Annotated in this window: 20 protein-coding genes; 7 read left to right on the top strand and 13 right to left on the bottom strand. The window is 66.7% G+C overall.

Annotated features, from left to right (window positions below; genetic code table 11):
* Window positions 1-3: 3 nt before the first annotated feature.
* Window positions 4-3,351: a response regulator gene (locus AC1DR7_RS14110; RefSeq protein ID WP_478076526.1), complete on the bottom strand. Its 3,348-nt coding sequence runs from the start codon at window positions 3,349-3,351 to the stop codon at window positions 4-6.
* A gap of 525 nt (window positions 3,352-3,876) precedes the next feature.
* On the opposite strand from AC1DR7_RS14110, the gene AC1DR7_RS14105 reads away from it, so the two are divergent.
* The 3 genes from AC1DR7_RS14105 to AC1DR7_RS14095 all read left to right on the top strand — a co-directional run bounded on the left by AC1DR7_RS14105 (window position 3,877) and on the right by AC1DR7_RS14095 (window position 5,763).
* Window positions 3,877-4,398 carry a DUF6622 family protein gene (locus tag AC1DR7_RS14105; RefSeq protein ID WP_478076525.1) on the top strand — a complete coding sequence of 174 codons (522 nt, stop codon included), beginning with the start codon at window positions 3,877-3,879 and terminating at the stop codon, window positions 4,396-4,398.
* A 243-nt stretch (window positions 4,399-4,641) separates the two neighbouring features.
* Window positions 4,642-4,911, top strand: coding sequence for a hypothetical protein (locus AC1DR7_RS14100; RefSeq protein WP_256775613.1), 270 nt, complete (start codon window positions 4,642-4,644; stop codon window positions 4,909-4,911).
* Window positions 4,912-5,082: 171 nt separating this feature from the next.
* Window positions 5,083-5,763, top strand: coding sequence for a L,D-transpeptidase family protein (locus tag AC1DR7_RS14095; RefSeq protein ID WP_256775612.1), 681 nt, complete (start codon window positions 5,083-5,085; stop codon window positions 5,761-5,763).
* 361 nt (window positions 5,764-6,124) lie between these two features.
* Here AC1DR7_RS14095 and AC1DR7_RS14090 read toward each other — a convergent pair whose 3' ends face one another.
* A complete protein-coding gene (locus AC1DR7_RS14090; protein ID WP_457318225.1) occupies window positions 6,125-6,496 on the bottom strand; it encodes a LysR substrate-binding domain-containing protein in 372 nt (123 codons plus the stop codon).
* A gap of 488 nt (window positions 6,497-6,984) precedes the next feature.
* On the opposite strand from AC1DR7_RS14090, the gene AC1DR7_RS14085 reads away from it, so the two are divergent.
* Window positions 6,985-7,443, top strand: a complete 459-nt coding sequence (locus AC1DR7_RS14085; RefSeq protein ID WP_457318224.1) for a DUF4265 domain-containing protein — start codon at window positions 6,985-6,987, stop codon at window positions 7,441-7,443.
* Window positions 7,444-7,840: 397 nt separating this feature from the next.
* Here the strand turns inward: AC1DR7_RS14085 and AC1DR7_RS14080 are convergent, their stop codons facing one another.
* From AC1DR7_RS14080 to ccmA, 11 genes are all read right to left on the bottom strand, one after another.
* On the bottom strand, window positions 7,841-8,443 hold the full coding sequence (locus AC1DR7_RS14080; RefSeq protein WP_457318223.1) for a DUF1294 domain-containing protein: 603 nt from the start codon (window positions 8,441-8,443) through the stop codon (window positions 7,841-7,843).
* Between the two features lie 8 nt (window positions 8,444-8,451).
* A complete protein-coding gene (gene metX, locus AC1DR7_RS14075; RefSeq protein ID WP_478076522.1) occupies window positions 8,452-9,564 on the bottom strand; it encodes a homoserine O-acetyltransferase MetX in 1,113 nt (370 codons plus the stop codon).
* 67 nt (window positions 9,565-9,631) lie between these two features.
* Window positions 9,632-10,651: a tetratricopeptide repeat protein gene (locus AC1DR7_RS14070; protein ID WP_457318232.1), complete on the bottom strand. Its 1,020-nt coding sequence runs from the start codon at window positions 10,649-10,651 to the stop codon at window positions 9,632-9,634.
* Window positions 10,645-11,046 carry a cytochrome c-type biogenesis protein gene (locus tag AC1DR7_RS14065; RefSeq protein ID WP_457318231.1) on the bottom strand — a complete coding sequence of 134 codons (402 nt, stop codon included), beginning with the start codon at window positions 11,044-11,046 and terminating at the stop codon, window positions 10,645-10,647. Before AC1DR7_RS14065 ends, AC1DR7_RS14070 begins: the two co-directional genes overlap by 7 nt.
* A gap of 52 nt (window positions 11,047-11,098) precedes the next feature.
* Window positions 11,099-11,680: a DsbE family thiol:disulfide interchange protein gene (locus AC1DR7_RS14060; protein WP_457318230.1), complete on the bottom strand. Its 582-nt coding sequence runs from the start codon at window positions 11,678-11,680 to the stop codon at window positions 11,099-11,101.
* Window positions 11,681-11,726: 46 nt separating this feature from the next.
* Window positions 11,727-13,640 carry a heme lyase CcmF/NrfE family subunit gene (locus AC1DR7_RS14055; RefSeq protein WP_478076521.1) on the bottom strand — a complete coding sequence of 638 codons (1,914 nt, stop codon included), beginning with the start codon at window positions 13,638-13,640 and terminating at the stop codon, window positions 11,727-11,729.
* Complete coding sequence (ccmE, locus tag AC1DR7_RS14050) at window positions 13,641-14,102, bottom strand: cytochrome c maturation protein CcmE (RefSeq protein ID WP_256775607.1); 462 nt, start codon at window positions 14,100-14,102, stop codon at window positions 13,641-13,643.
* Window positions 14,099-14,284, bottom strand: coding sequence for a heme exporter protein CcmD (locus AC1DR7_RS14045; RefSeq protein WP_478051034.1), 186 nt, complete (start codon window positions 14,282-14,284; stop codon window positions 14,099-14,101). The genes ccmE and AC1DR7_RS14045 overlap by 4 nt, the downstream gene beginning before the upstream one ends.
* Window positions 14,281-15,057 (bottom strand): heme ABC transporter permease CcmC, encoded by a 777-nt coding sequence (ccmC, locus tag AC1DR7_RS14040; RefSeq protein ID WP_457319389.1) that lies wholly within the window; start codon window positions 15,055-15,057, stop codon window positions 14,281-14,283. The genes AC1DR7_RS14045 and ccmC overlap by 4 nt, the downstream gene beginning before the upstream one ends.
* Window positions 15,058-15,153: 96 nt before the next feature.
* Entirely contained in the window at window positions 15,154-15,849 is a 696-nt protein-coding gene (gene ccmB, locus AC1DR7_RS14035) for a heme exporter protein CcmB (RefSeq protein ID WP_478051033.1), read from the bottom strand.
* Window positions 15,846-16,475, bottom strand: coding sequence for a heme ABC exporter ATP-binding protein CcmA (gene ccmA, locus AC1DR7_RS14030; protein ID WP_256775603.1), 630 nt, complete (start codon window positions 16,473-16,475; stop codon window positions 15,846-15,848). The genes ccmB and ccmA overlap by 4 nt, the downstream gene beginning before the upstream one ends.
* A 119-nt stretch (window positions 16,476-16,594) precedes the next feature.
* On the opposite strand from ccmA, the gene AC1DR7_RS14025 reads away from it, so the two are divergent.
* From AC1DR7_RS14025 to AC1DR7_RS14015, 3 genes are all read left to right on the top strand, one after another.
* On the top strand, window positions 16,595-17,743 hold the full coding sequence (locus tag AC1DR7_RS14025) for a pyridoxal phosphate-dependent aminotransferase (RefSeq protein ID WP_457319387.1): 1,149 nt from the start codon (window positions 16,595-16,597) through the stop codon (window positions 17,741-17,743).
* Complete coding sequence (locus AC1DR7_RS14020) at window positions 17,743-18,576, top strand: amidohydrolase (protein ID WP_457319386.1); 834 nt, start codon at window positions 17,743-17,745, stop codon at window positions 18,574-18,576. Before AC1DR7_RS14025 ends, AC1DR7_RS14020 begins: the two co-directional genes overlap by 1 nt.
* Before the next feature lie 92 nt (window positions 18,577-18,668).
* On the top strand, window positions 18,669-19,103 hold the full coding sequence (locus tag AC1DR7_RS14015; RefSeq protein ID WP_256775599.1) for a hypothetical protein: 435 nt from the start codon (window positions 18,669-18,671) through the stop codon (window positions 19,101-19,103).
* Window positions 19,104-19,367: the final 264 nt, after the last annotated feature.

Below are 19,367 nucleotides of genomic sequence, written 5' to 3'. Positions count from 1 at the left end.
AGGTCAGGGCATCAGCCAGACCCGGATCAACGACACCAGCTTGTCCACGTCGAGCGGCTTGGCGACGTAGTCGTTGGCACCGGCCTGGATGCATTGCTGCTGATCGTCAGGCATCGCCTTGGCGGTGAGGGCGATGATCGGCAACTTGGCGAAGCGGCCGCCCTGTCGAATCTCCCGCGTCGCGGTCAGCCCGTCCTTGACCGGCATCATGATGTCCATCAGCACCAGGTCAATGGGTGCCGGGCCCGCGACCGCGGCGGTCAGGGTGTCGATGGCTTCCTGGCCGTTGCGTGCGATGGACACCTTGCAGCCATGTGGCTCAAGCACGTTCATCAGCGCGTAGATGTTGCGGACATCATCCTCGACGATGAGCACGCGGCGACCTTCCAGTGCCGTGTCCCGGTGTTGCGCCGTGCGGATCATGCCCTGCTTCGATTCGGGTAGATCGCTGACCACCTGGTGCAGGAACAGCGTGACTTCATCGAGCAGGCGTTCGGGTGAGCGCGCGCCCTTGATGATGATCGAACTGGAGTAGCGGCCCAGTCGCACCTCTTCGGCGGGCGACAATACCCTGCCCGTATAGACGATGATCGGCGGCAGCGCATGCGGGCTCTGCTCGCTGAGCATCTCGAGCAGCTCGAATCCCGATGCATCGGGGAGCGTCAGGTCCAGCACCATGCAGTCGAACGTATGCTGTGCCAGCGCCTGGATGCACTCGGCCGCCGAGCGCGCGCCGATCGTCTTCACGTCGGCCAGGCCCAGCAGCTCGCGTACCGCATCCAGCTGGACGGCGTCATCCTCGACCACCAGGACCAGACGCGGACGCTGCGACAGCCGGCGCTCCAGGGAGAGCAGCACGTCGGCCAGTTCCTCGCGGGTGGTCGGCTTGCCGAGATAGCCCACCGCACCGAGCGACAGCGCCTTGCGCGAATGATCCATCGCCGAAATCACGTGGATGGGAATATGCCGTGTGCGCATATCGTGTTTGAGCACGTCGAGCACCGACAGCCCCGATTGGTCGGGCAGGCCGACGTCCAGCACGATGGCGTGCGGAAGCTCCGCACGCGCGGCGGCCAGCGCCTCGCTCGCGGTGTGCGCTACCTGCGCGCGGAAGCCCATTTCACTGGCAAGGTCGCTGACAATCTGACTGAAGGCGAGGTCGTCCTCTACGATCAGGATCAGGCCCCGTCCGTTGTTGCTCACCGTTGCGCCTGCATCGCTTGGCGGGCGCGTGGGAAGCGGTGCGGGTCTGGCATCCTGATGCGGGGCAGGGCGGATGGCGGCGGACGTGGCGCGCGCGGGCGCCGCCGTCGGGCCTGCCAGCCGCGCCGCGACCACCAGCCGGAAACAGCTGCCGTTGCCGGGCTCGCTTTCCACGGTGATGTCGCCGCCAAGCAGTCGTGCGAGCTCCTGCGAAATGGACAGCCCCAGGCCCGTGCCGCCGTAGCGCCGGCTGATCGATCCGTCAGCTTGCTGGAAGGCCTCGAAGATGCGCGTCTGCTGCTCGGGCGCGATGCCGATGCCGCTGTCGGTCACCGAGAACGCCACCCGGCCGTCGGGCGCCGCCGCCGCCGATACGGTCACGCCACCGGTGTCGGTGAATTTCAACGCGTTCGACAGGAGGTTCTTGAGGATCTGCTCGATGCGCTGGCGATCGGATTCCACCACCTGTGGGCAGTCGGCCGTCATCGATACGTCCAGTGACAGGCCCTTTTCGCTGGCAACCGGGCCGAGCAGTGCGGCGATGTCCGCCAGCAGTTTCTCCACGCCAAAGCGCTCGGCATGCACCTCGATGTGCCCGGCTTCGATCTTGGACAGATCGAGGATCTCATTGATGAGGTTGAGCAGGTCGCTGCCGGACGCATGGATGGTCCGCGCGAACTTCACCTGTTCCGCGCTGAGGTTGCCGTCGCGGTTGTCGCCCAGCAACTTGGAAAGAATGAGTGCGGAATTGAGCGGCGTGCGCAGCTCGTGGGACATGTTGGCCAGGAACTCGGACTTGTACTGGCTGGCGCGCTGCACCTTGTGCGATTCGGCCACGATGGCAGCGTTGGCGCGCGCGAGCTTGTCGCGCTCTTCTTCAAGCTGCTGCGACTGGTCGAACAACTGGTTGTTGGTCTGTTCCAGTTCGGCCTGCTGCTCCTCCAGCTCGTGCTGGGAGCCGCGCAACGCACGGCTCTGTTCCTCCAGTTCCTCGTTGGAGACCCTCAGCTCCTCGCTCTGCACCTGCAGCGCCTCGGACTGTCGCTGCGTCTGCGCCAACAGCTCGGTCAGCTTGGCCCGGTAGGCCGCTGATCGCAGGGCGACCGCCATGTCCCCGGAGGCAAGCTCGAGCAGTTCGACGACGTCGGCGGGCACCGCACCGAAGAAAGCCAGCTCGATCACGCCGCTCACCTCGCCCTCGTGGATGCTCGGGGCGATGACCAGGTGGCGAGGCTGGGCGTGACCCAGTCCCGAGCCGATCGTGAAGTAGCCCGGTGGCACATCCGACACGACAAGCGCGCGCTTCTCGTCCACCGCGCGGCCGAGCAGGCTTCCGGCGCCGCGCAGCCCGTCGGTGCCGTCCGGCGCTGACGCGGTGCCCACCGCGCCGATCTGCCGGAAGCCGGCGGCCCCAGGCACGAACAACATGCCCGCCTCGGCGCCGGTGAAGCGCGCGAGGAAGCCCAGGCTGGCGCGTGCAAGTGCGCCGCTGTCCAGGTCGCCGCCGGTCGCCGTGGCCAGCTCAAGCCGGCCCCGCTGCAACCAGGCATCCCGTTCGCGTGCCCGCGAATGGCGGCGGAGCAGGACGGCGATGAAAATCGTCAGCACACTGCCCAGCACGGCACTGGCCGCGCCCGAGGTCAGCGCCGCGCTGTAAGCCGATTCCATCTCCGTAAGGCGCCGGGCGCGCTTTTCCAGTTCGATGGCGCCCATGGCGGCCAAGCGCGCGCGAATGTCGTCCATGGCCGCCTTGCCGCGATTGGAGCCGACCACAGCCAGGGCAGGTTCCAGCCCTTGCGTGCGGCGCAGCTCGATCGTTTCACGCAGTTCGTCCAGCTTGTCCTGGACCCGACGCCCCAGCAGCTTGAGTCGGTCCGCTTGCGCAGGGTCGTCCACAAAGGCCTTTTCCATGGCCTCCAGCCGAGTGCTGGCAACCGCCAGTGCCGTTCGATAGGGTTCGAGGTAGCTGTCGTCCCCGGTCAGCAGATAGCCGCGTTGGCCGGTTTCGGCGTCCTGTACCGCCGAGAGCACATCGCCCAGGGCGGTCATCGTCTCCTGGGAGCGGATCACCAGGGCGCTGCCCTCTCGAATGGTGCGGATGTTCTTGCCCGCCAGGAACCCGCTGCCGAGGAAGAAAAGCATGACCACCAGCAACGGCAGCAGTATGCGCAAGGCGGCGCCGGCCGGGGTGGCAACGCGGGGTTTGGGCGTGGAGGTCATGGGCTGGCAAGAAGGTGGATGCAACCGTTCAGTTTATCACGCTGCCGGACGGCGCAACCCGCTGACCGGCCACCCACAACCTGACGGTGGCTGGGGCAGAAACGTTGCGACATTTGTAAGGCCGCTGCGAAACACCGCAGGACCTCGACAAGGCTCGCGGGTGCAGCCCGGGAACTGATGGGCAGGCGTGGCATCGACGCAGTGATTCAACCCTGGCCCCCGATCCTGGCGACCGCATCATCAAGGTGATCCCGGTTGGCGAGCAGGGCAACTGCCGCATGGCTGTGCACTGCCACCGCAGGCATGTCTGCAAGCCGTCGCGCCACCCAAAATGTACTTCCTGATGCCTGACACCTGTCACTTGTCCCGGGCTGGCGCAAAGCGAGAATGGACCCACTCCCGCACGGCGTTACATGGCCGGCACCCGCCCACCTCAAGGAATTTCCCGTGATCATGCTGCAGCAACTCATTTCGAATACCCCTGTGTGGGTCTGGGGGCTTCTGGTCTTTCTGATCACGCGCGGCGTCGCTGCGATGAAGCCCGCCGAAGCCTCGCTCACGAAGCTGGCCATCGTGCCGGCCCTCTTCACCGCTTGGGGCCTGTGGTCGATAAGTGGCCGTTTCGGCGGCGCCTGGGAAGCATGGGGCGAATGGCTGGTTGGCATCGGCGCGGGCGCAGTCCTGGGGTGGATGCTGCTGCGGCGGGCAACGCTCACCATGAACACCTCAACGGGGAAGTTGTGGCGCAGCGCGGACTACAGCCTGCTGCCGCTGCTGCTGGTCACGTTTGCGGTGAAGTACGGTTTCGAAGTCGCGCTTTCCGCGTCCCCTTCGCTGAGCGCCGACGGCATGTTCCGCGCCGCTTACCTGCTGCTGTCGGGTGGGTTCACCGGCATCTTCATTGGCAAATACTGGYGGTACCTGCGCGCAGCGGGCGTTGTCACGCCGCGCAGGAAGCTGGAAGCGGCGGGCTGAAGGCAAGACGGGCGTATGCGATGTGATGCCTGAGACGACCAGACGCGTCCTGCGTCTGGTCGTTCGCGCTGCCAAGCCCGGGGAACAGCGCGGGCTGAGCAAGCACGGCATGTCGGCCGCCGTGCCGGGGCCCGCCATTCTTCACGCGCCCTCCACGTCTTCCAACTTCAGCTGAAGCCTTTTCATGGACGCAACAAAAAGGCCGCTATATTCCGGGTACCCCAGACGAAAGGAGGGTGTGCAATGTCCTTAACCCAGCAGCATCTGAAAATGGTTCGTACGCTCGGCATCGCGATTGTCGCCACCGTGGGACTTAGTTCCTGCGCCACCTACAAAAACGAATTTGCATCGATCAACTCCCGCCTCGATCAACTTGACACCAAGGTGCAGGGCGCGGCGCAGAGCGCCGAATCGGCGAACCAGTCCGCGCAGCAGGCCAACCAGCGTCTGGATCAAATTGAAGGCCGCGTCCAGCAGCTCGAACAGGCACCCCGTCGCAAGCCGCGCGGTTAATCGTTCTTTGGCACGCGGTCAGAAGCACAAGTTTTGAAGAGCATCTGAATCGGGAACCGGTGGCCGTTGCGGCCACCGGGCTCCTTTGATCACGACGTCTGCATTCCACGGAGTTGTCCCATCCATACGTACTTATCCCCTGCATTCCGGGCCGCCTGTGGCGCACTGGCCATGGCGCTCGCGTTGGCGACCGTCGGTGCGGCCAGCGCCGAGGATGCGGCCGCGCAGCCGGTAGCTGCCATTGATGAGCTTCCACAAGGCCAGGAAGTGTCCGACACCGTGATCGAACTGGCGGGCTGGGTTGTCGCCAGCAAGGACAGCCAGGGCTATCCGTTCGCGATCATGGACAAGGCTGCTGCGCAGATCCTCATATTCGGCGGTGATGGTCGGCTTCGCGGCGCAGCGCCTGCGCTGTTTGGCTCGGCCACCGGCGATCATTCGGCCCCCGGCGTCGCCGGCCTCGCGCTGCGCGAAATTCCAGGCCGCGATCGCACCACGCCCGCCGGTCGCTTCGTGGGTGGCTATGGTCCGTCCATCGACGCCGGGCGCGTGCTGTGGGTGGACTACGACTCGGCCGTTTCCATCCATCCCACGCCGCCTGGCACGCCGGCCGAAAAACGTGCCGAACGCCTTGCATCGCCTACGCCGGACGACAACCGCGTCACCCACGGCTGCATCAACGTGTCGTCGGAGTTCTACGAGCGCATCGTCCGGTCCACGTTTGAACGCGGCGGGGTGTTCTACGTGTTGCCGGACAAGGCGTCGCTGGCGGAGACGTTCCCGGAGTTCGCGAAAAGTCGCGCGACCGCGCAGCGCGAAGAAGGTAAGCGCGAACGCTCTGCAGGGAAGTAAAGGACGCTGGGCCTGGCCCAATCCATGGGCCTCCCTGCAGTGAGGGAACCGCCGGGTGCATTGATTGGTGCCCGCGTTGCCAGCTGCTTCCAGCAGCCAATGCGCGAACGCCTGCAATGGACCGGCAGCCAGACTGATCGGTTCGTGTAGAACGAGGCAGAAGATCTTTGAAGCGCGCCTGGGGTGCGGCCAAGGCGCGACCAGTCGCCCCTGCGCCAGCTCGGCATCCACATAAAGCCGCTGTATTAGCGCAATGCCGAGGCCCGCCAGCGCTGCTTCAATCACCCATCGCGTGCAGATCGTAGCGCGCGCCCACTGCGGGATTGGTGAGGGGCACGCCGGTCTCCTGTGCGTAGCTTTGCTAGGCGTCTGGGCTTTGTCGCCTGTGCAGGCGTGGCAACGTCTCCAGCGCAGGCAAACGCTTGCGCCCGCCGAGCAGCGAGGGATGGCAGACCGGTAACAGCACCTCCTGCAGCAGCGGATAGGTCCGCATGCCCGCCCAGGCCGGGTGGTCGAAGTGCACGGCGGCATCGAAGCCGCTTCCCGCCAGCGCAAACCGCTCGGTGCGTTGGGCAAGGTGCACGGTGATGTTGGGATGCGTCCGGGTAAAGCCGGCGAGGCGGGGGATGAGCCACCGTATCCCGAATGTCGGCGTTACGGCAATGTCCAGGCTCGCCGCGTTCTCCGGCTGTCCCATCAGATATTGGTTGTCCCGGTCCAGGCGGTCCGCCACTAGCGGACCTGGGCGGCGTAGCGCCCGCCATTTGGCAGCAGGCGGATACGCGTTTCCAACGCGTTTGAACAGCGATACCCCTGGAAGGACTGCAGTCGGCCGATCTGGCGGCTGATGACACCTTCGGTCAGGGAAAGTACGAAACGCCAACCAATTGGATACCCAGCGCCAAACAAACTGGACAGCGACGCCCAATGAATTGGACAACGCCGCCAAACGAACTGGACGGTGGCGGCAAGCTGGACACCGAGGGAGTTTGAACCGCCTCAGTGGTCGCGATGAAACGATGGTGTGGGGACGCGTTTCTGGCGTAATGATGTGCGAGGCGACTACGGTGCGCTCTGGGGGAGCTTGGCTTCGCGCGCATCCACCGCGTGGGAAATGGCTCCGACATCACGTACGACGGCCTTTGCTCGCTGTAGCCGGTGTACGATCAGGGGATCAATACCGAAGCCGCATCGCAGCATGTTCAATCTGGAGAGCTCCGCGTGAATGAYGGTGCGAAAGCCAAGGTCCTGTTCCGGGTTCCCGACGGCGAGGGCGGCGCAAACATCGAGACGCTTTGGGCGACCCCGCTCGGGGAGGATCGCTACCAACTTGATAATTCCCCGTTCTATGCCTATGACGTCTCATGGCAGGACGCGGTTTTCGCCCCCGTGGACCATGAGGAAGGACGACCCACTTTCGAATCCATCGTCGTGAAGTCAGGAAATCGCACCGTTCGCGTCATATTTGATCCACCCGTCTCTCCAGGCAACGCCTCAGACGATGTTCTTCAAGGTCTGGTAGCCCTTGGGTGCAGCTATGAGGGCGCCAAGGCCCGATACATGGCAGTGAATATTCCTGCCGAGATCGATCTTCAGGCGGTGTGTGATTACCTCATTCATCATGAGGCACAGTGGGAGCACGCGGACCCAAGCTATGCCGCGATGTATCCGGAGGGGTAGTGTGCGTCGTGGAGCCCACGTGAAGGCGTGGGTAGCGGTGCATCGGTACTTTGGCGTTGCGCGCTTCCGGCCGGAAGCCGGGACCCCAGCCTGGACGGCTGGCACAGCGGTGCTTACAGTGCGTTTTCGACCCGCGTTGGCGCACGCCTGAATGGACCTACTTCTGCAGGTTGAAGACTGTTTCGTTAGGCGGAGCATGGGCGTATCACGCTGACGGTGAACGAGCGGCCGGTGGTGGACCTGGGCGATGACAGGGATCGGAGGAGATGGTGCAGCACCGGCATGGCTGGCGCTGTAGTCGGTTTGGTGGGAATTGAAGGTGGTGCAAGCGTCTTGTGTGGTCGGGCGCCGTTGGAAGTGGCGCCCCATTACTGCGCTAGCCACGCATGGCGTGGCTCTACCCGGCGATGTTCCGGATCAGCCATGTCAGCGCGATCAGGTTGATCGCCACCGCCACCCAGAACACTCCTTGGAACGATGTCTTGCGATTCTTGTGGCGCAGCACCGACTGCGCCAACAAGGCGCCGGGCCAGCCGCCGAACAAGGCAAGCAGTTGCAGGGTTTTCTCAGGGGTGCGCTGCCGGTCGTTACGCGCAGCGCTTTTGTCGTGCCAGTAGAACAAATAGGTCACGCCGCTGACGCCCAGATACGTGGCGGGCAACCACATGGGCCAGTGCATCCACGCCGAGAGCCCAGCGATGCCAGCGAGGAACAGCAGTGCGACGGTTTTGCGAGGGATAATATCGCGACCCTTCCGCTCGGCGGCAGGGGTACCGCGCGTTCCGCCACGCTGCAGCGCAAAGCGCACCTGTGTGGCATTGCGGCGCCCCTGGGCATCGCGCTGAACCTCGTACGTAATGACATCGCCAAGCGCTGGGCGTCGATCGCGCGCCGCAAATGCGCGGATATGCACGAAGCAACGCTCACCTCCACCATTGGGCTGCACGAAGCCGAACCCGCGTGCGTCGTCCCACTCGCTTAGCTTTCCCTGCAGTCGCATGTCTGTCCTTAGAGCGCGGAAAGGRACTCGCCCACCGCCGGCCCGAACCGCGCGAAATCCACCAGGAACGCATCGTGCCCCTGCGGTGAATCCAGCCCGATGAAGCGCGCGTCGGCGCCACCGGCGCGCAGGCCGTCGGCAATCTGTTGCTGCTGCTGCACCGGGAACAGAATGTCGGTGTTGGCGCCGATCGCCAGCGCCTTGTCGACCTGGATCTTCGCCAGTCCGGCGAGCACGTCGCCGTCGGCGTATTCGGCCAGGTCGAACCAGTCCATCGAGCGGCTCAGATAGAGGTAGCAGTTGGGATCGAAGAAGCGCACGAAGCGGCGCGCGTGGCCTTCCAGGTAGCTTTCCACCTGGAATTCCAGGCCGAACGGGTCATCGTCGGCCTGGTCCGAATCCAGCCGCACGCGGCCGAAGCGACCGTCCCATTCCAGCGCGGAGCGGTAGGTGATCACCCCCAGCTTGCGCGCCATGCGCATGCCCGATTCCGGGTAGCTGTCGTCGCTGTAACGGCCGAGATCCCACTTGGGGTCCAGCCGGATCGCCTCGCGCTGCAGCGAGCGGATCGCGATCGAGAACGGCAGCGCCTGCGCACTGCCGGAAATGTTGATGTGGCTGCGCGCGATGCCCGGGTGCAGCAGCAACACGGCCAGCGCGGTCATGCCGCCCATCGAGTTGCCGATCACGCAGGCCAGCTCGGCAATGCCCAACGCACGCACCACCTCGACCGCAGCACGCGCGCCGTCTTCGATCGACAGTTCAGGGAACTGCAGGCGGTACAGCGCGCCGGTGGCCGGGTCGATGCTGGCCGGTCCCGTGGAGCCCTTGCAGCTGCCCAGCGAGTTCACGCAGACCACGAACCAGCGCTCGGTATCGATCGCCTTGCCCGGGCCGAGCATGCCTTCCCACCAGCCGGCGGCCGGGTTGTCGGCGTTGGCGGCGGCGTGCGCATCCGGCGACAGGCCGGTGACGATCAGGATCGCGTTGCTCGCCTTGGCGTCCAGCGTGCCCCAGGTTTCATAGGCCACGTGCGCGTCCAGCAGTTGACCGCCGCGCTTGAACGGGAAGGGCGAGGGCAGGGCGTGGTAGCGCGTGCCGGGCGGAATGAATTCAGTCATGCGCGCATTTTAGCCGGGTCCGGACGGTACGCCGTGTCAGTGACGGCACGCTGCATCGCGGCGGCGGTCACGGCGTGCCGATCACCAGCGGCACCGGGCCGTCATGCGGCAGGCGCACGCGGACCAGCGGCGAGTCGATGTCGCCTTGCTGGCGGTTAGCCTGTCCGGAGGCGGACACGCGCGCGAACACCTCCACCTCCTGCAGCGCGGACAAGGGCTGGGTCGGCATCGGGCTGTCCGCATCGTCCAGCGTCACCCGCAGCGGCAGGTCGCCGAGCGCGTGTTTTTCCACCGCCACCGGCATCGGCGGGCCGCCGGGCACGCGGGCGATCACGAACACGCTGGCGTCGCCGGGCAGCGTTGCGCGTGCGGCGAACGTGGGGTCCAGTGCGACGGTGACGATCAGTCCCTGGCGGCTCGATGCGGCCGCCACGGGTGCGGTTGCACCCGCAGGAACACCGGCCTTCGCGCGGGCGATCGCGATCTGCTCGCGCAGGGCCGTTGCAGCGGGCGGATCCAGTCGCGGCAGCAAGGCTTCCCACGTGGCCGCAGCCTCGGCGTCCTGCCCGCGCTGGCGCAGGGCGATGCCGATCAGCCAGCCGGCGCGGTCGCTGTCCGGGGCAATCTGTTGTGCATGGCGCAGCCACTGCAGCGCGGTGTCGTCGAACTGCTTGCCCGGGTTGGCCTGGGCGCGGGCCTGTGCGGCTTCGACCAGTACGGCGGGCTCATCCGGCGCCAGCTGCAGTGCCCGCGCATAGGCGGCGTTGGCCTCGGCCAGCTTGCCCAGCGCCAGTTGCGAGCGGCCGAGCAGGGCCCAGCCATCGGCGCGCTGTGGATCGCGCGCGAGCGCCTGCTGCAGCTCCGCCACGCCATCACGCAGCGTGGTCGGCTCGCGCGCGTCGGCAATCTGCACGGCGGCCTGCGGGGTGCCCACCAGCAGATACAGCGCGCCTGCTGCGGCGCCGATGGCCAGCACCATGGCGATGAACGGCGCGCGTCGTCCTGCACTGCGCAGCGGCCACAGCACCCGCGCCGCGACGAGGGCGGCGGCCAGCGCCGCCAGGATCGGCAGGACGGCGCTCACCAGCCTTCCCCCCGGTCATCCAGCGGCTGGATCTGCCGGCTGCGCCGACGCACCACCCACACCATCACGCCGGCACCGCCGAGCAGGAAGATCGCCGGGCCAAACCACAGCAGGCTGTTGCGCGCATCCATCGGCGGCCGGTACAGCACGAACTCGCCGTAACGGTCGACCAGGAACTGCTTGATCTGCGCGTCGTCGCGGCCCTGCTGCATCAGCGCGAGCACTTCACGGCGCAGGTCATGGGCGATCTGCGCATTGGAATCGGCCAGTGACTGGTTCTGGCATTGCACGCAGCGCAGTTCCGCGGCCAGCGCATGGAAGCGTGCCTCTTCGGCGGCATCGCGGTAGTGCAACGGGGTCGGGTCGGAGACCGCCTGGGCCAGCGCCACCAGCGGCATCAGCAGCGCCGTGGCCAACAGCGCGCCGCGCAGCAGGCGGCCGCAGCGCAGATTACGGCGCGGCCGGCAGGCGGTTCTGGGTATTGGCATTGGCGCGTTCCACCTTGGCCAGTTCGGGAATGAGCTGGGTGTCGATGACGCGCTGGCTGAGCGCGCCGCTGTACTTCCAGCGCACCACGCCGCTGGCATCGACGAGGAAGGTCTCAGGCGCCGCGGTCACGCCCCAGTCGATGGCGGTGCGGCCTTCGAGGTCGGTCAGCACCAGGACGAACGGATTGCCCAGCTGCTCCAGCCAGCGCAGCGCATCGGCCGGTTCGTCCTTCCAGTTGTAGCCGATCACCCGCACCCGCTTGGTCTCGGCGAAACGGGTCAGGATGGGATGCTCTTCGCGGCAGGCCGCGCACCAGCTGCCCCACACGTTGAGTACGTACGGCGCGCCGCGCAGTTCGGTGCTGCTGACCTTGATGGTCGGGTCGTGCAGCACCGGCAGGATGAAGGCCGGGGCCGGTTTGCCGATCAGTGCCGAGGGCAGCACATCGCGATCGGGCGCGCCGGACTTCATCACCCCGTACACCATCAGCCCGAGCAGCCCGAAGAAGAACAGTACGCCGATGACGATGGCCACGGGCGGCAGGGGACGGGAGGCGGGACGCGGATCGGACACGGGGAAACTCCAATACTCAGGGACGACGGAAACGGCGGTCGGCGGCGGTGACGAAGCCGCCCAGTGCCATCAGCAATGCGCCCAGCCAGATCCAGCGGACGAAGGGTTTGACGTGCACGCGCACCGCCCATGCATTGTTGCCCAGCGGCTCGCCCAGCGCCACGTAGATATCGCCGTTGAGGCGGGCGTGGATGCCGGCCTCGGTCATCATCTGCCCGCCACTGGCGTAGGCGCGCTTTTCCGGGTGCAGCAAGGCAATCTGGCGATCGCCCTGCATGACCCGCACATGGCCACGGTCGGCGCTGTAGTTGGGGCCCTGCTGGTGGTCCACGCCTTCAAAGCGCAACTCGTAGCCACTGACCTGCAGCGACTGCCCCGGCGACAAGGCGACCTCGCGCTGCACGTTCAGCGCTTCCACCAGCAACGCACCGGCCAGGAACACCGCCACGCCGCCGTGGGCCAGCAGCATGCCCACCATCTCGGCGTTGAAGCGCCCGTTGCCGCGCAGGCGCGTCCACACGAAGYGCGCGGTGCCCAAGGCCACCCACGCCGCGGCGGTGACCCCGGCGGCGGTCTTGAGCGCGCCCTGCGGCGCCATGAAGTAGGCGATGACGCCCAGCAGCAGCGCAAGCGCCGCCCACGGTGCCAGCATGGCCAGCGTGCGCGAGGCCTGGTCGCGTTGCCAGTTCACCAGCGGGCCGAACGGCAGCAGTGCCACCAGCGGTGCCATCAGCAGCAGGAACAGCGTGCCGAAGTAGGGGGGGCCCACCGACACCTTGCCCAGCCCCAGCGCATCGGCCAGCAGGGGGTACAGCGTACCCAGCAGCACCATCGCGCAGGCGGCGGCGAGCAGCAGGTTGTTGGCCAGCAGCAGGGTTTCCCGCGAGATCGGCATGAAACCGCGCCGCGGGTCATCGTTGCCCAGCGCGCCGGCACGCAGCGCGTACAGCAGCAGCGCGCCTCCGATCACCAACGCGAGGAAGATCAGGATGAAGGTACCGCGCGAAGGATCGGCGGCGAACGAATGCACGCTGGTCAGCACGCCCGAGCGCACCAGGAAGGTGCCCAGCAGCGACAGCGCGAACGCGGCGATGGCCAGCAGCAGCGTCCAGCTGGCAAAGCTGCCGCGCTTTTCGGTGACCGCCTGGGAGTGGATCAGCGCCGCGCCCGCCAGCCACGGCATGAAGCTGGCGTTCTCCACCGGGTCCCAGAACCACCAGCCACCCCAGCCCAGCTCGTAATAGGCCCACCAGCTGCCGAGTGCGATGCCCAGGGTGAGAAAGCCCCAAGCCACATTGGTCCAGGGCCGGGTCCAGCGTAGCCAGCGTGCATCCACGCGCCCTTCGAGCAGTGCGGCGATGGCGAAGGCGAACGGCACCGCAAAGCCGACGTAACCCAGGTACAGCATCGGCGGGTGGATGATCAGTCCCGGATCCTGCAACAGCGGGTTGAGGTCGTGGCCTTCCAGCGGCGCCGGCAGCAGCCGCGCGAACGGGTTGGAGGTGAAGATCAGGAAGGCCAGGAAGCCCACGCCGATGATGCCGAGCACGCCCAGCACCCGCGCCAGCACCACCATTGGCAGTTGCCGCGACCAGCGCGCCACCGCACCGTTCCACAGCGCCAGTACCAGCGCCCAGAGCAGCAGCGAGCCTTCATGCGCGCCCCATACCGCCGAGTAGCGATAGGCCAGCGGCAAGAGCGAATTGGAGTTTTCGGCGACGTAGCGCACCGAGAAATCCTGGGTGACGAAGGCCGCGGTGAGCACACAAAAGGCCCCGAGCAGCAGCACCAGCTGCGCGTAGGCGGCCGGCCGGGCTACGGCCATCCACGCCGGGTAACCGCGCTGCGCCCCCCACAAAGGCAGCACCGCCTGCAGCAAGGCCATCAGCAGCGCCGCCACCAGCAGGATCTGCCCCAGCTCGGGCAGCACTCAGCGCACCTCGGGTGCGGTCACGGGCACGTCGTGCTTGGTGTGCGCCTGGCCCATCTTGTCGGCCACTTCCTTGGGGATGTAATTCTCGTCGTGCTTGGCCAGCACTTCATCGGCAATGAAGCGGCCGTCCTGCAACCGGCCCATGGCAACCACGGCGGTGCCCTCGCGGAACATGTCCGGCAGGATCCGCGAAGTGCTCACCGGCAGGGTTGCATCGCCATCGGTGACCACGAACTGCGCTTCCAGCGAACCGCTGGCGCGCTGGAAGGAACCCTTCACCACCATCCCGCCGAGGCGGAACCGCGACTGCGGATCGACATCGCCGCGCAGCACCTCGGCCGGCGTGTACAGGTAGGCGATATTGCGTTGCAGGGCGAAGGCGACCAGCGTGGTGGCCAACCCCGAGGCAAGCAGCAACAGCAGCACCCAGATCATGCGGCGGCGCTGTACCGGGGTCATCGGCTCAACTCCGTGGCGGGCATGGCGCTGCTCGGCGGCTTGGCACGCGCCTGTAGCCGCTGCTGGCGATGCCGGGCCTGCCAGCGTGCCAGGCGCAGGCGCAGCCACGAACCGAACGCATCGCAACACAGCACCAGCCCGAACACCGCAAAGGCGGCAATGATGAAGGGCAGGTGGGTCATTGCGGCAGCTCCCGGGCAACGGTGGCGTCACCGCTGCCGATACGCTCGCCAACCCACGCCTTGCCCGCCTCGCGCAGCAGGTTGTCGGCACGTGCTTTGGCCAGCAGCGAACCGGCGAACCACAGCTTGGTGCCCACCACCATCCACCACAGTGGCGCGATCAGTTCCGGGCGGACCGCGTTGTCGCCGAACACATTGATCGACTGGCGCTGGTGCAGCCCGCCCCACCAGTCCACCGAATAGCGGATGACCGGCAGCAGGGCGACCCCGACGATGGCCAGCAGGCCGGCCGCGCGCGCGGCGCTGCGTCGATCCTCGATGGCGTAATACAGGCCGATCACGCCCAGGTACAGGAACAGCAGGATCAGTTCGCTGGTCATGCGTGGGTCCCAATCCCACCAGGTGCCCCAGGTGCTTTTGCCCCAGATGCTGCCGGTGAGCAGGGTGATCAGGGTGAAGCCGGCGCCCATCGGCGCGCAGGCCATCGCCAGGATCTCGCAGATCTTGATCCGCCAGACCAGCGCGATGGCCGCGTACAGCGCCATCAGCGCGAACACGAACAGGCTCATCCACGCGCTGGGCACATGAATGTAGATGATGCGGAAGGCGTCGCCCTGGCTCTGCTCCGGTGGCACCACGAACAGGCCCTGCCAGATCCCGATCAGCAGCACCGGCACCGCCGCCACGTAGAACACGCGCGACCAGCGCGCGGCAAAGCGGTCGAAGGTGGGCGGCGAAGCGGTTTGGTGGAACCAGCGGACAATCGGATGCATACGGCGGTGGTTATCCAACGAAGGGCGACGATTCAACGGACATGGAGCGGCTTGTTGAACGATGACGCTGGAAACGATGGTGCAGTGGACGATGGCTCAATGCAGTGAAATCCGGATCGCCGCCGCAGTGGCCAGCGGCGCGAGCACCAGTGCCGCCACCAGCCCGGCGCCGAGCAACAGCAGCGCACCGACCGGATCCTGCCCGCGTGCCGCTGCCGCCACGCTGCCTGCGCCGAACACCAGCACCGGCACGTACAGCGGCAACGCCAGCAACGCCACGAGAATACCAGAGCGCCGGATGCCCACGGTCAGTGCGGCAACCACGCCACCGATCAGGCTCAACAATGGCGTTCCCAGCAGCAACGATGCCAGCAGGATGGGCAGTTGGTCATGTGGCAGATGCAGCATTTCGGCCAGCAGCGGCGCCATGATGATCAGCGGCAGGGCGGTGGTCGCCCAGTGCAGCAGCACCCGCACCAGCACCAGCCAGGCCAGCGGCACCGGGGCCAGCAGCCATTGCTCGAGCGAGCCGTCCTCGGCGTCGCTGCGGAACAGCGAATCCAGCGACAACTGGCCAGCCAGCAGCACCGCCAGCCATAGCACGGCGGTGGCCACCTGGGCCAGCAACTGCGGCTCGCGGCCCAGGGCCAAGGCAAACAGCACCACCACCAGCACCGCGAACATCAACGGCTGCAACGCATCGCCGCGGCGGCGCCACAGCAGCTTGAGATCGCGTCGGACCAGCGCCCGCGCGGTCTGCCAGAGGCCGGGTTCAGTGCCGGGCGCGATCATGCCGCCGCTCCCAGGCTGAGCAGGCGGGTCTGCACGGGCGGGGCGGCATACGCGCCGTGGGTGGTGACCAGGGCCGCGCCACCGCTGCGCAGGTGTGCGGAAATCATCCGGTTCACCAGGTTGATGCCGTCCAGGTCCAGGTTGGCGTAGGGTTCGTCGAGCAGCCACAGCGGTGCCGGCGACAGCCATATCCGTGCCAGCGCCAGGCGCCGCTTCTGCCCGGCCGACAGCTGGCGCACCAGGGTGTCCTCGTAGCCGGCCAGGCCGACGATGGCCAGCGCGTTGCCCGGCATCTGGCGCGAGCGCCGGCCGTGCAGGCCGCACAGGAAATGCAGGTTTTCCAGGGCGTCCAGATCGGCCTTCAGCGCCGGCAGGTGGCTCAGGTAGGCCACGAACTGCGACCGTTCCTTGTGCCCGGCCGGGCGCCCGTCGATCTGCACCTGCCCGGTATCGGCGCGCAGCAGCCCGGCCAGCACCCGCAGCAGGGTGGTCTTGCCGGCGCCGTTGTCGCCCTGTACCAGGAGCGCTTCACCGGCATCGATGTGGAAATCGAGCGGGCCGAAGACCGGCTCATCGTTGCGACTGAAGCCAAGGCCTTGGGCGGCCAGCAACGCAGGAGCGTTCAAGGGGCGGGATCTTTGCACCGGAAAGGGCGGACAGTGTAATGGGCGCAGGGGGGCACCCACCAACGCTGGGGACCTACCGTCTACACTGACGCTTCGTCATCTCTTCTTCGATCCTGCCGATGCAACCGCAAACCAAGCTGCCCAAGGTGGGCACCACCATCTTCACCGTGATGTCCCAGCTGGCCGCCGAGCATGGCGCCGTGAACCTGGGCCAGGGGTTTCCGGATTTCTCCGCACCGCAGCGGCTGCTCGATGAAACCATCAAGGCGATGCAGGCAGGGCTGAACCAGTACCCGCCGATGACCGGGGTGGCACCGCTGCGCCAGGCCATCGCGCAGAAGGCGCAGGACCTGTACGGCGCGCAGGTGGATGCGGACACCGAGGTCACCGTGACCAGTGGCGCCACCGAGGCGATCTTCAACGCCATCCACGCCGTGGTGCGCCCCGGCGAGGAAGTGATCGTGCTCGACCCGGCCTACGACTGCTACGAGCCGGCCATCGACCTGGCCGGCGCGCGTGCGGTGCATGTGCCGCTGGACCCGCAGACCTTCGCCGTGGACTGGGACCGCGTGCGCGCGGCGATCACCCCGCGCACCCGTCTGCTGATGGTCAACAGCCCGCACAATCCGTCCGGGGCGATGCTGACCGCCGATGACATGCAGGCGCTGACCGACGTGCTGCGCGGCACCGGTATCTACCTGATTTCCGACGAAGTCTACGAACACATCATCTACGACGTCCGCCGCCACGAATCGGCACTGCGCTACCCGGAACTGCGCGAGCGCGCGTTCGTGATCTCCAGCTTTGGCAAGACCTATCACTGTACCGGCTGGAAGATCGGCTACGCGATCGCACCGCCGGCGATGAGCGCCGAGTTCCGCAAGGTGCACCAGTACAACACCTTCACCAGCTTCGGCCCGGCCCAGTACGGCTTCGCCGCGATGATCCGTGACGAGCCCGAACATCACCTGGAGCTGGGCGCGTTCTACCAGGCCAAGCGCGACCGTTTCCGCGAGCAGCTGCTGACCACCCGGCTGACCCCGCTGTCGGTGCCGGGCGGTTACTTCCAGCTGGTGGATTATTCGGCGATCAGCGACCTGCCCGACCATGAATTCGTGAAGTGGCTGACCATTGAAAAGGGCGTGGCCGCCATTCCGTTGTCGCCGTTCTACGAGACCGCGCCGCAGGGCCAGCGCCTGGTCCGTCTGTGCTTTGCCAAGAACGACGCCACCCTGGACGCGGCGATCGCACGCCTGCAGGTGCTGTGATGGGCGCGGCCATCGAACGCGGCGACCTGCGCATCTCCCTGGTCCAGGGCGACACCCGCTGGCATGATCCGGCCGGCAACCGTGATCACTACGGCGCGCTGCTGGCGCCGCTGGCCGGACAGACTGACCTGGTGATCCTGCCGGAAACCTTCACCAGCGGTTTCTCCAACGAGGCCATCGACAAGGCCGAAAACATGGACGGGCCGACCGTGGCCTGGATCCGCGAGCAGGCGGCATTGCTGGGCGCGGCAGTCACCGGCAGCGTGCAGCTGCGCGTGGGGCAGGGCGTCTACAACCGGCTGCTGTGGGCCACCCCGGACGGAGAGGTGCAGCATTACGACAAGCGCCACCTGTTCCGTTACGGCAACGAGCACCTGCGCTATGCCGCCGGCAGCGAGCGCGTGAGCGTGGAATGGAAGGGCTGGCGGATCAACCCGCAGGTCTGCTACGACCTGCGTTTCCCGGTCTTCTGCCGCAACCGCTTCGACGTGGAGCGCCCGGGCGAGCTGGATTTCGACCTGCAGATCTTCGTCGCCAACTGGCCCTCGGCCCGCGCGTATCCGTGGCGCACGCTGCTGCGCGCCCGTGCGATCGAGAACCTCTGCTATGTCGCCGCGGTCAACCGGGTCGGCGTGGACGGCAACGCGCTGCATTACGCCGGCGACAGCGCGGTGATCGATTTCCTCGGCCAGCCGCAGGTGGAAGTGCGCGAGGTGGAGCAGGTGGTCACCACCACCATTTCGTCCGCCGCACTGGCCGCGCACCGCGCCCGCTTCCCGGCGATGCTCGATGCCGACGCGTTTACCCTGGATGGTCCAGTCGACGCTGGCTGAACGGTCGCCTGATGGCGGCGTGTGGCCTCATCCGGGCCATACGCGGCCGCTGCTAGATTCGCCTCGTCACCCACTGAGTACGAGCGGATCGCATGAAGAAGTTCTCCCTGGCATTGATCGCACTGGCGGGTATCTCCGCGGTTCCGGCGGCACAGGCCGCCGGCAACATCGACTGCGAACTGCACTACAACCTGGCCGGCTGGTCGGTGCTGTACAAGACCGCCTCCGGTACCGGCACCATCAGCTGCGACAACGGCGCGCGCATCCCGGTGAAGATCACCGTCAAGGGGGGCGGGCTGACCGTGGGCAAGTCGAAGATCGTCGATGGCAAGGGCAAGTTCTCCGGCGCGTATTCGCTGGATGACCTGATCGGTTCCTATGCGTCGGTGGAAGCGCATGCTGGCGCGGACAAATCCAGCAACGCGCAGGTGATGACCAAGGGCGACGTGTCGCTGGCATTGGCTGGTACCGGCAAGGGCTGGGACCTGGGCGTGGGCCTGGGCAAGTTCACGATCGAGCGCCGTTGACGGTAGAGCCACCCCATGGGTGGCTGCACCACCGTCCGGCATGACGTGCAGCCACCCATGGGGTGGCTCTACCGGATGTGTCTGGCATTACGCGGAGCCACCCATGGGGTGGCTCTACCGGATGTGTCTGGCATTACGCGGAGCCACCCATGGGGTGGCTCTACCCGTTTCGGCGGCGCAGCCCCACAAAAAACCCCGGCCGAAGCCGGGGTTTTTTGATCTCAGCGTATCAGTGATCAGCCGCCGCGCGGGCCGCCGCCACGG

It is taken from the genome of Stenotrophomonas sp. P5_A9, from assembly GCF_056400525.1.
This window is presented reverse-complemented; position numbering and strand designations above follow the sequence as displayed.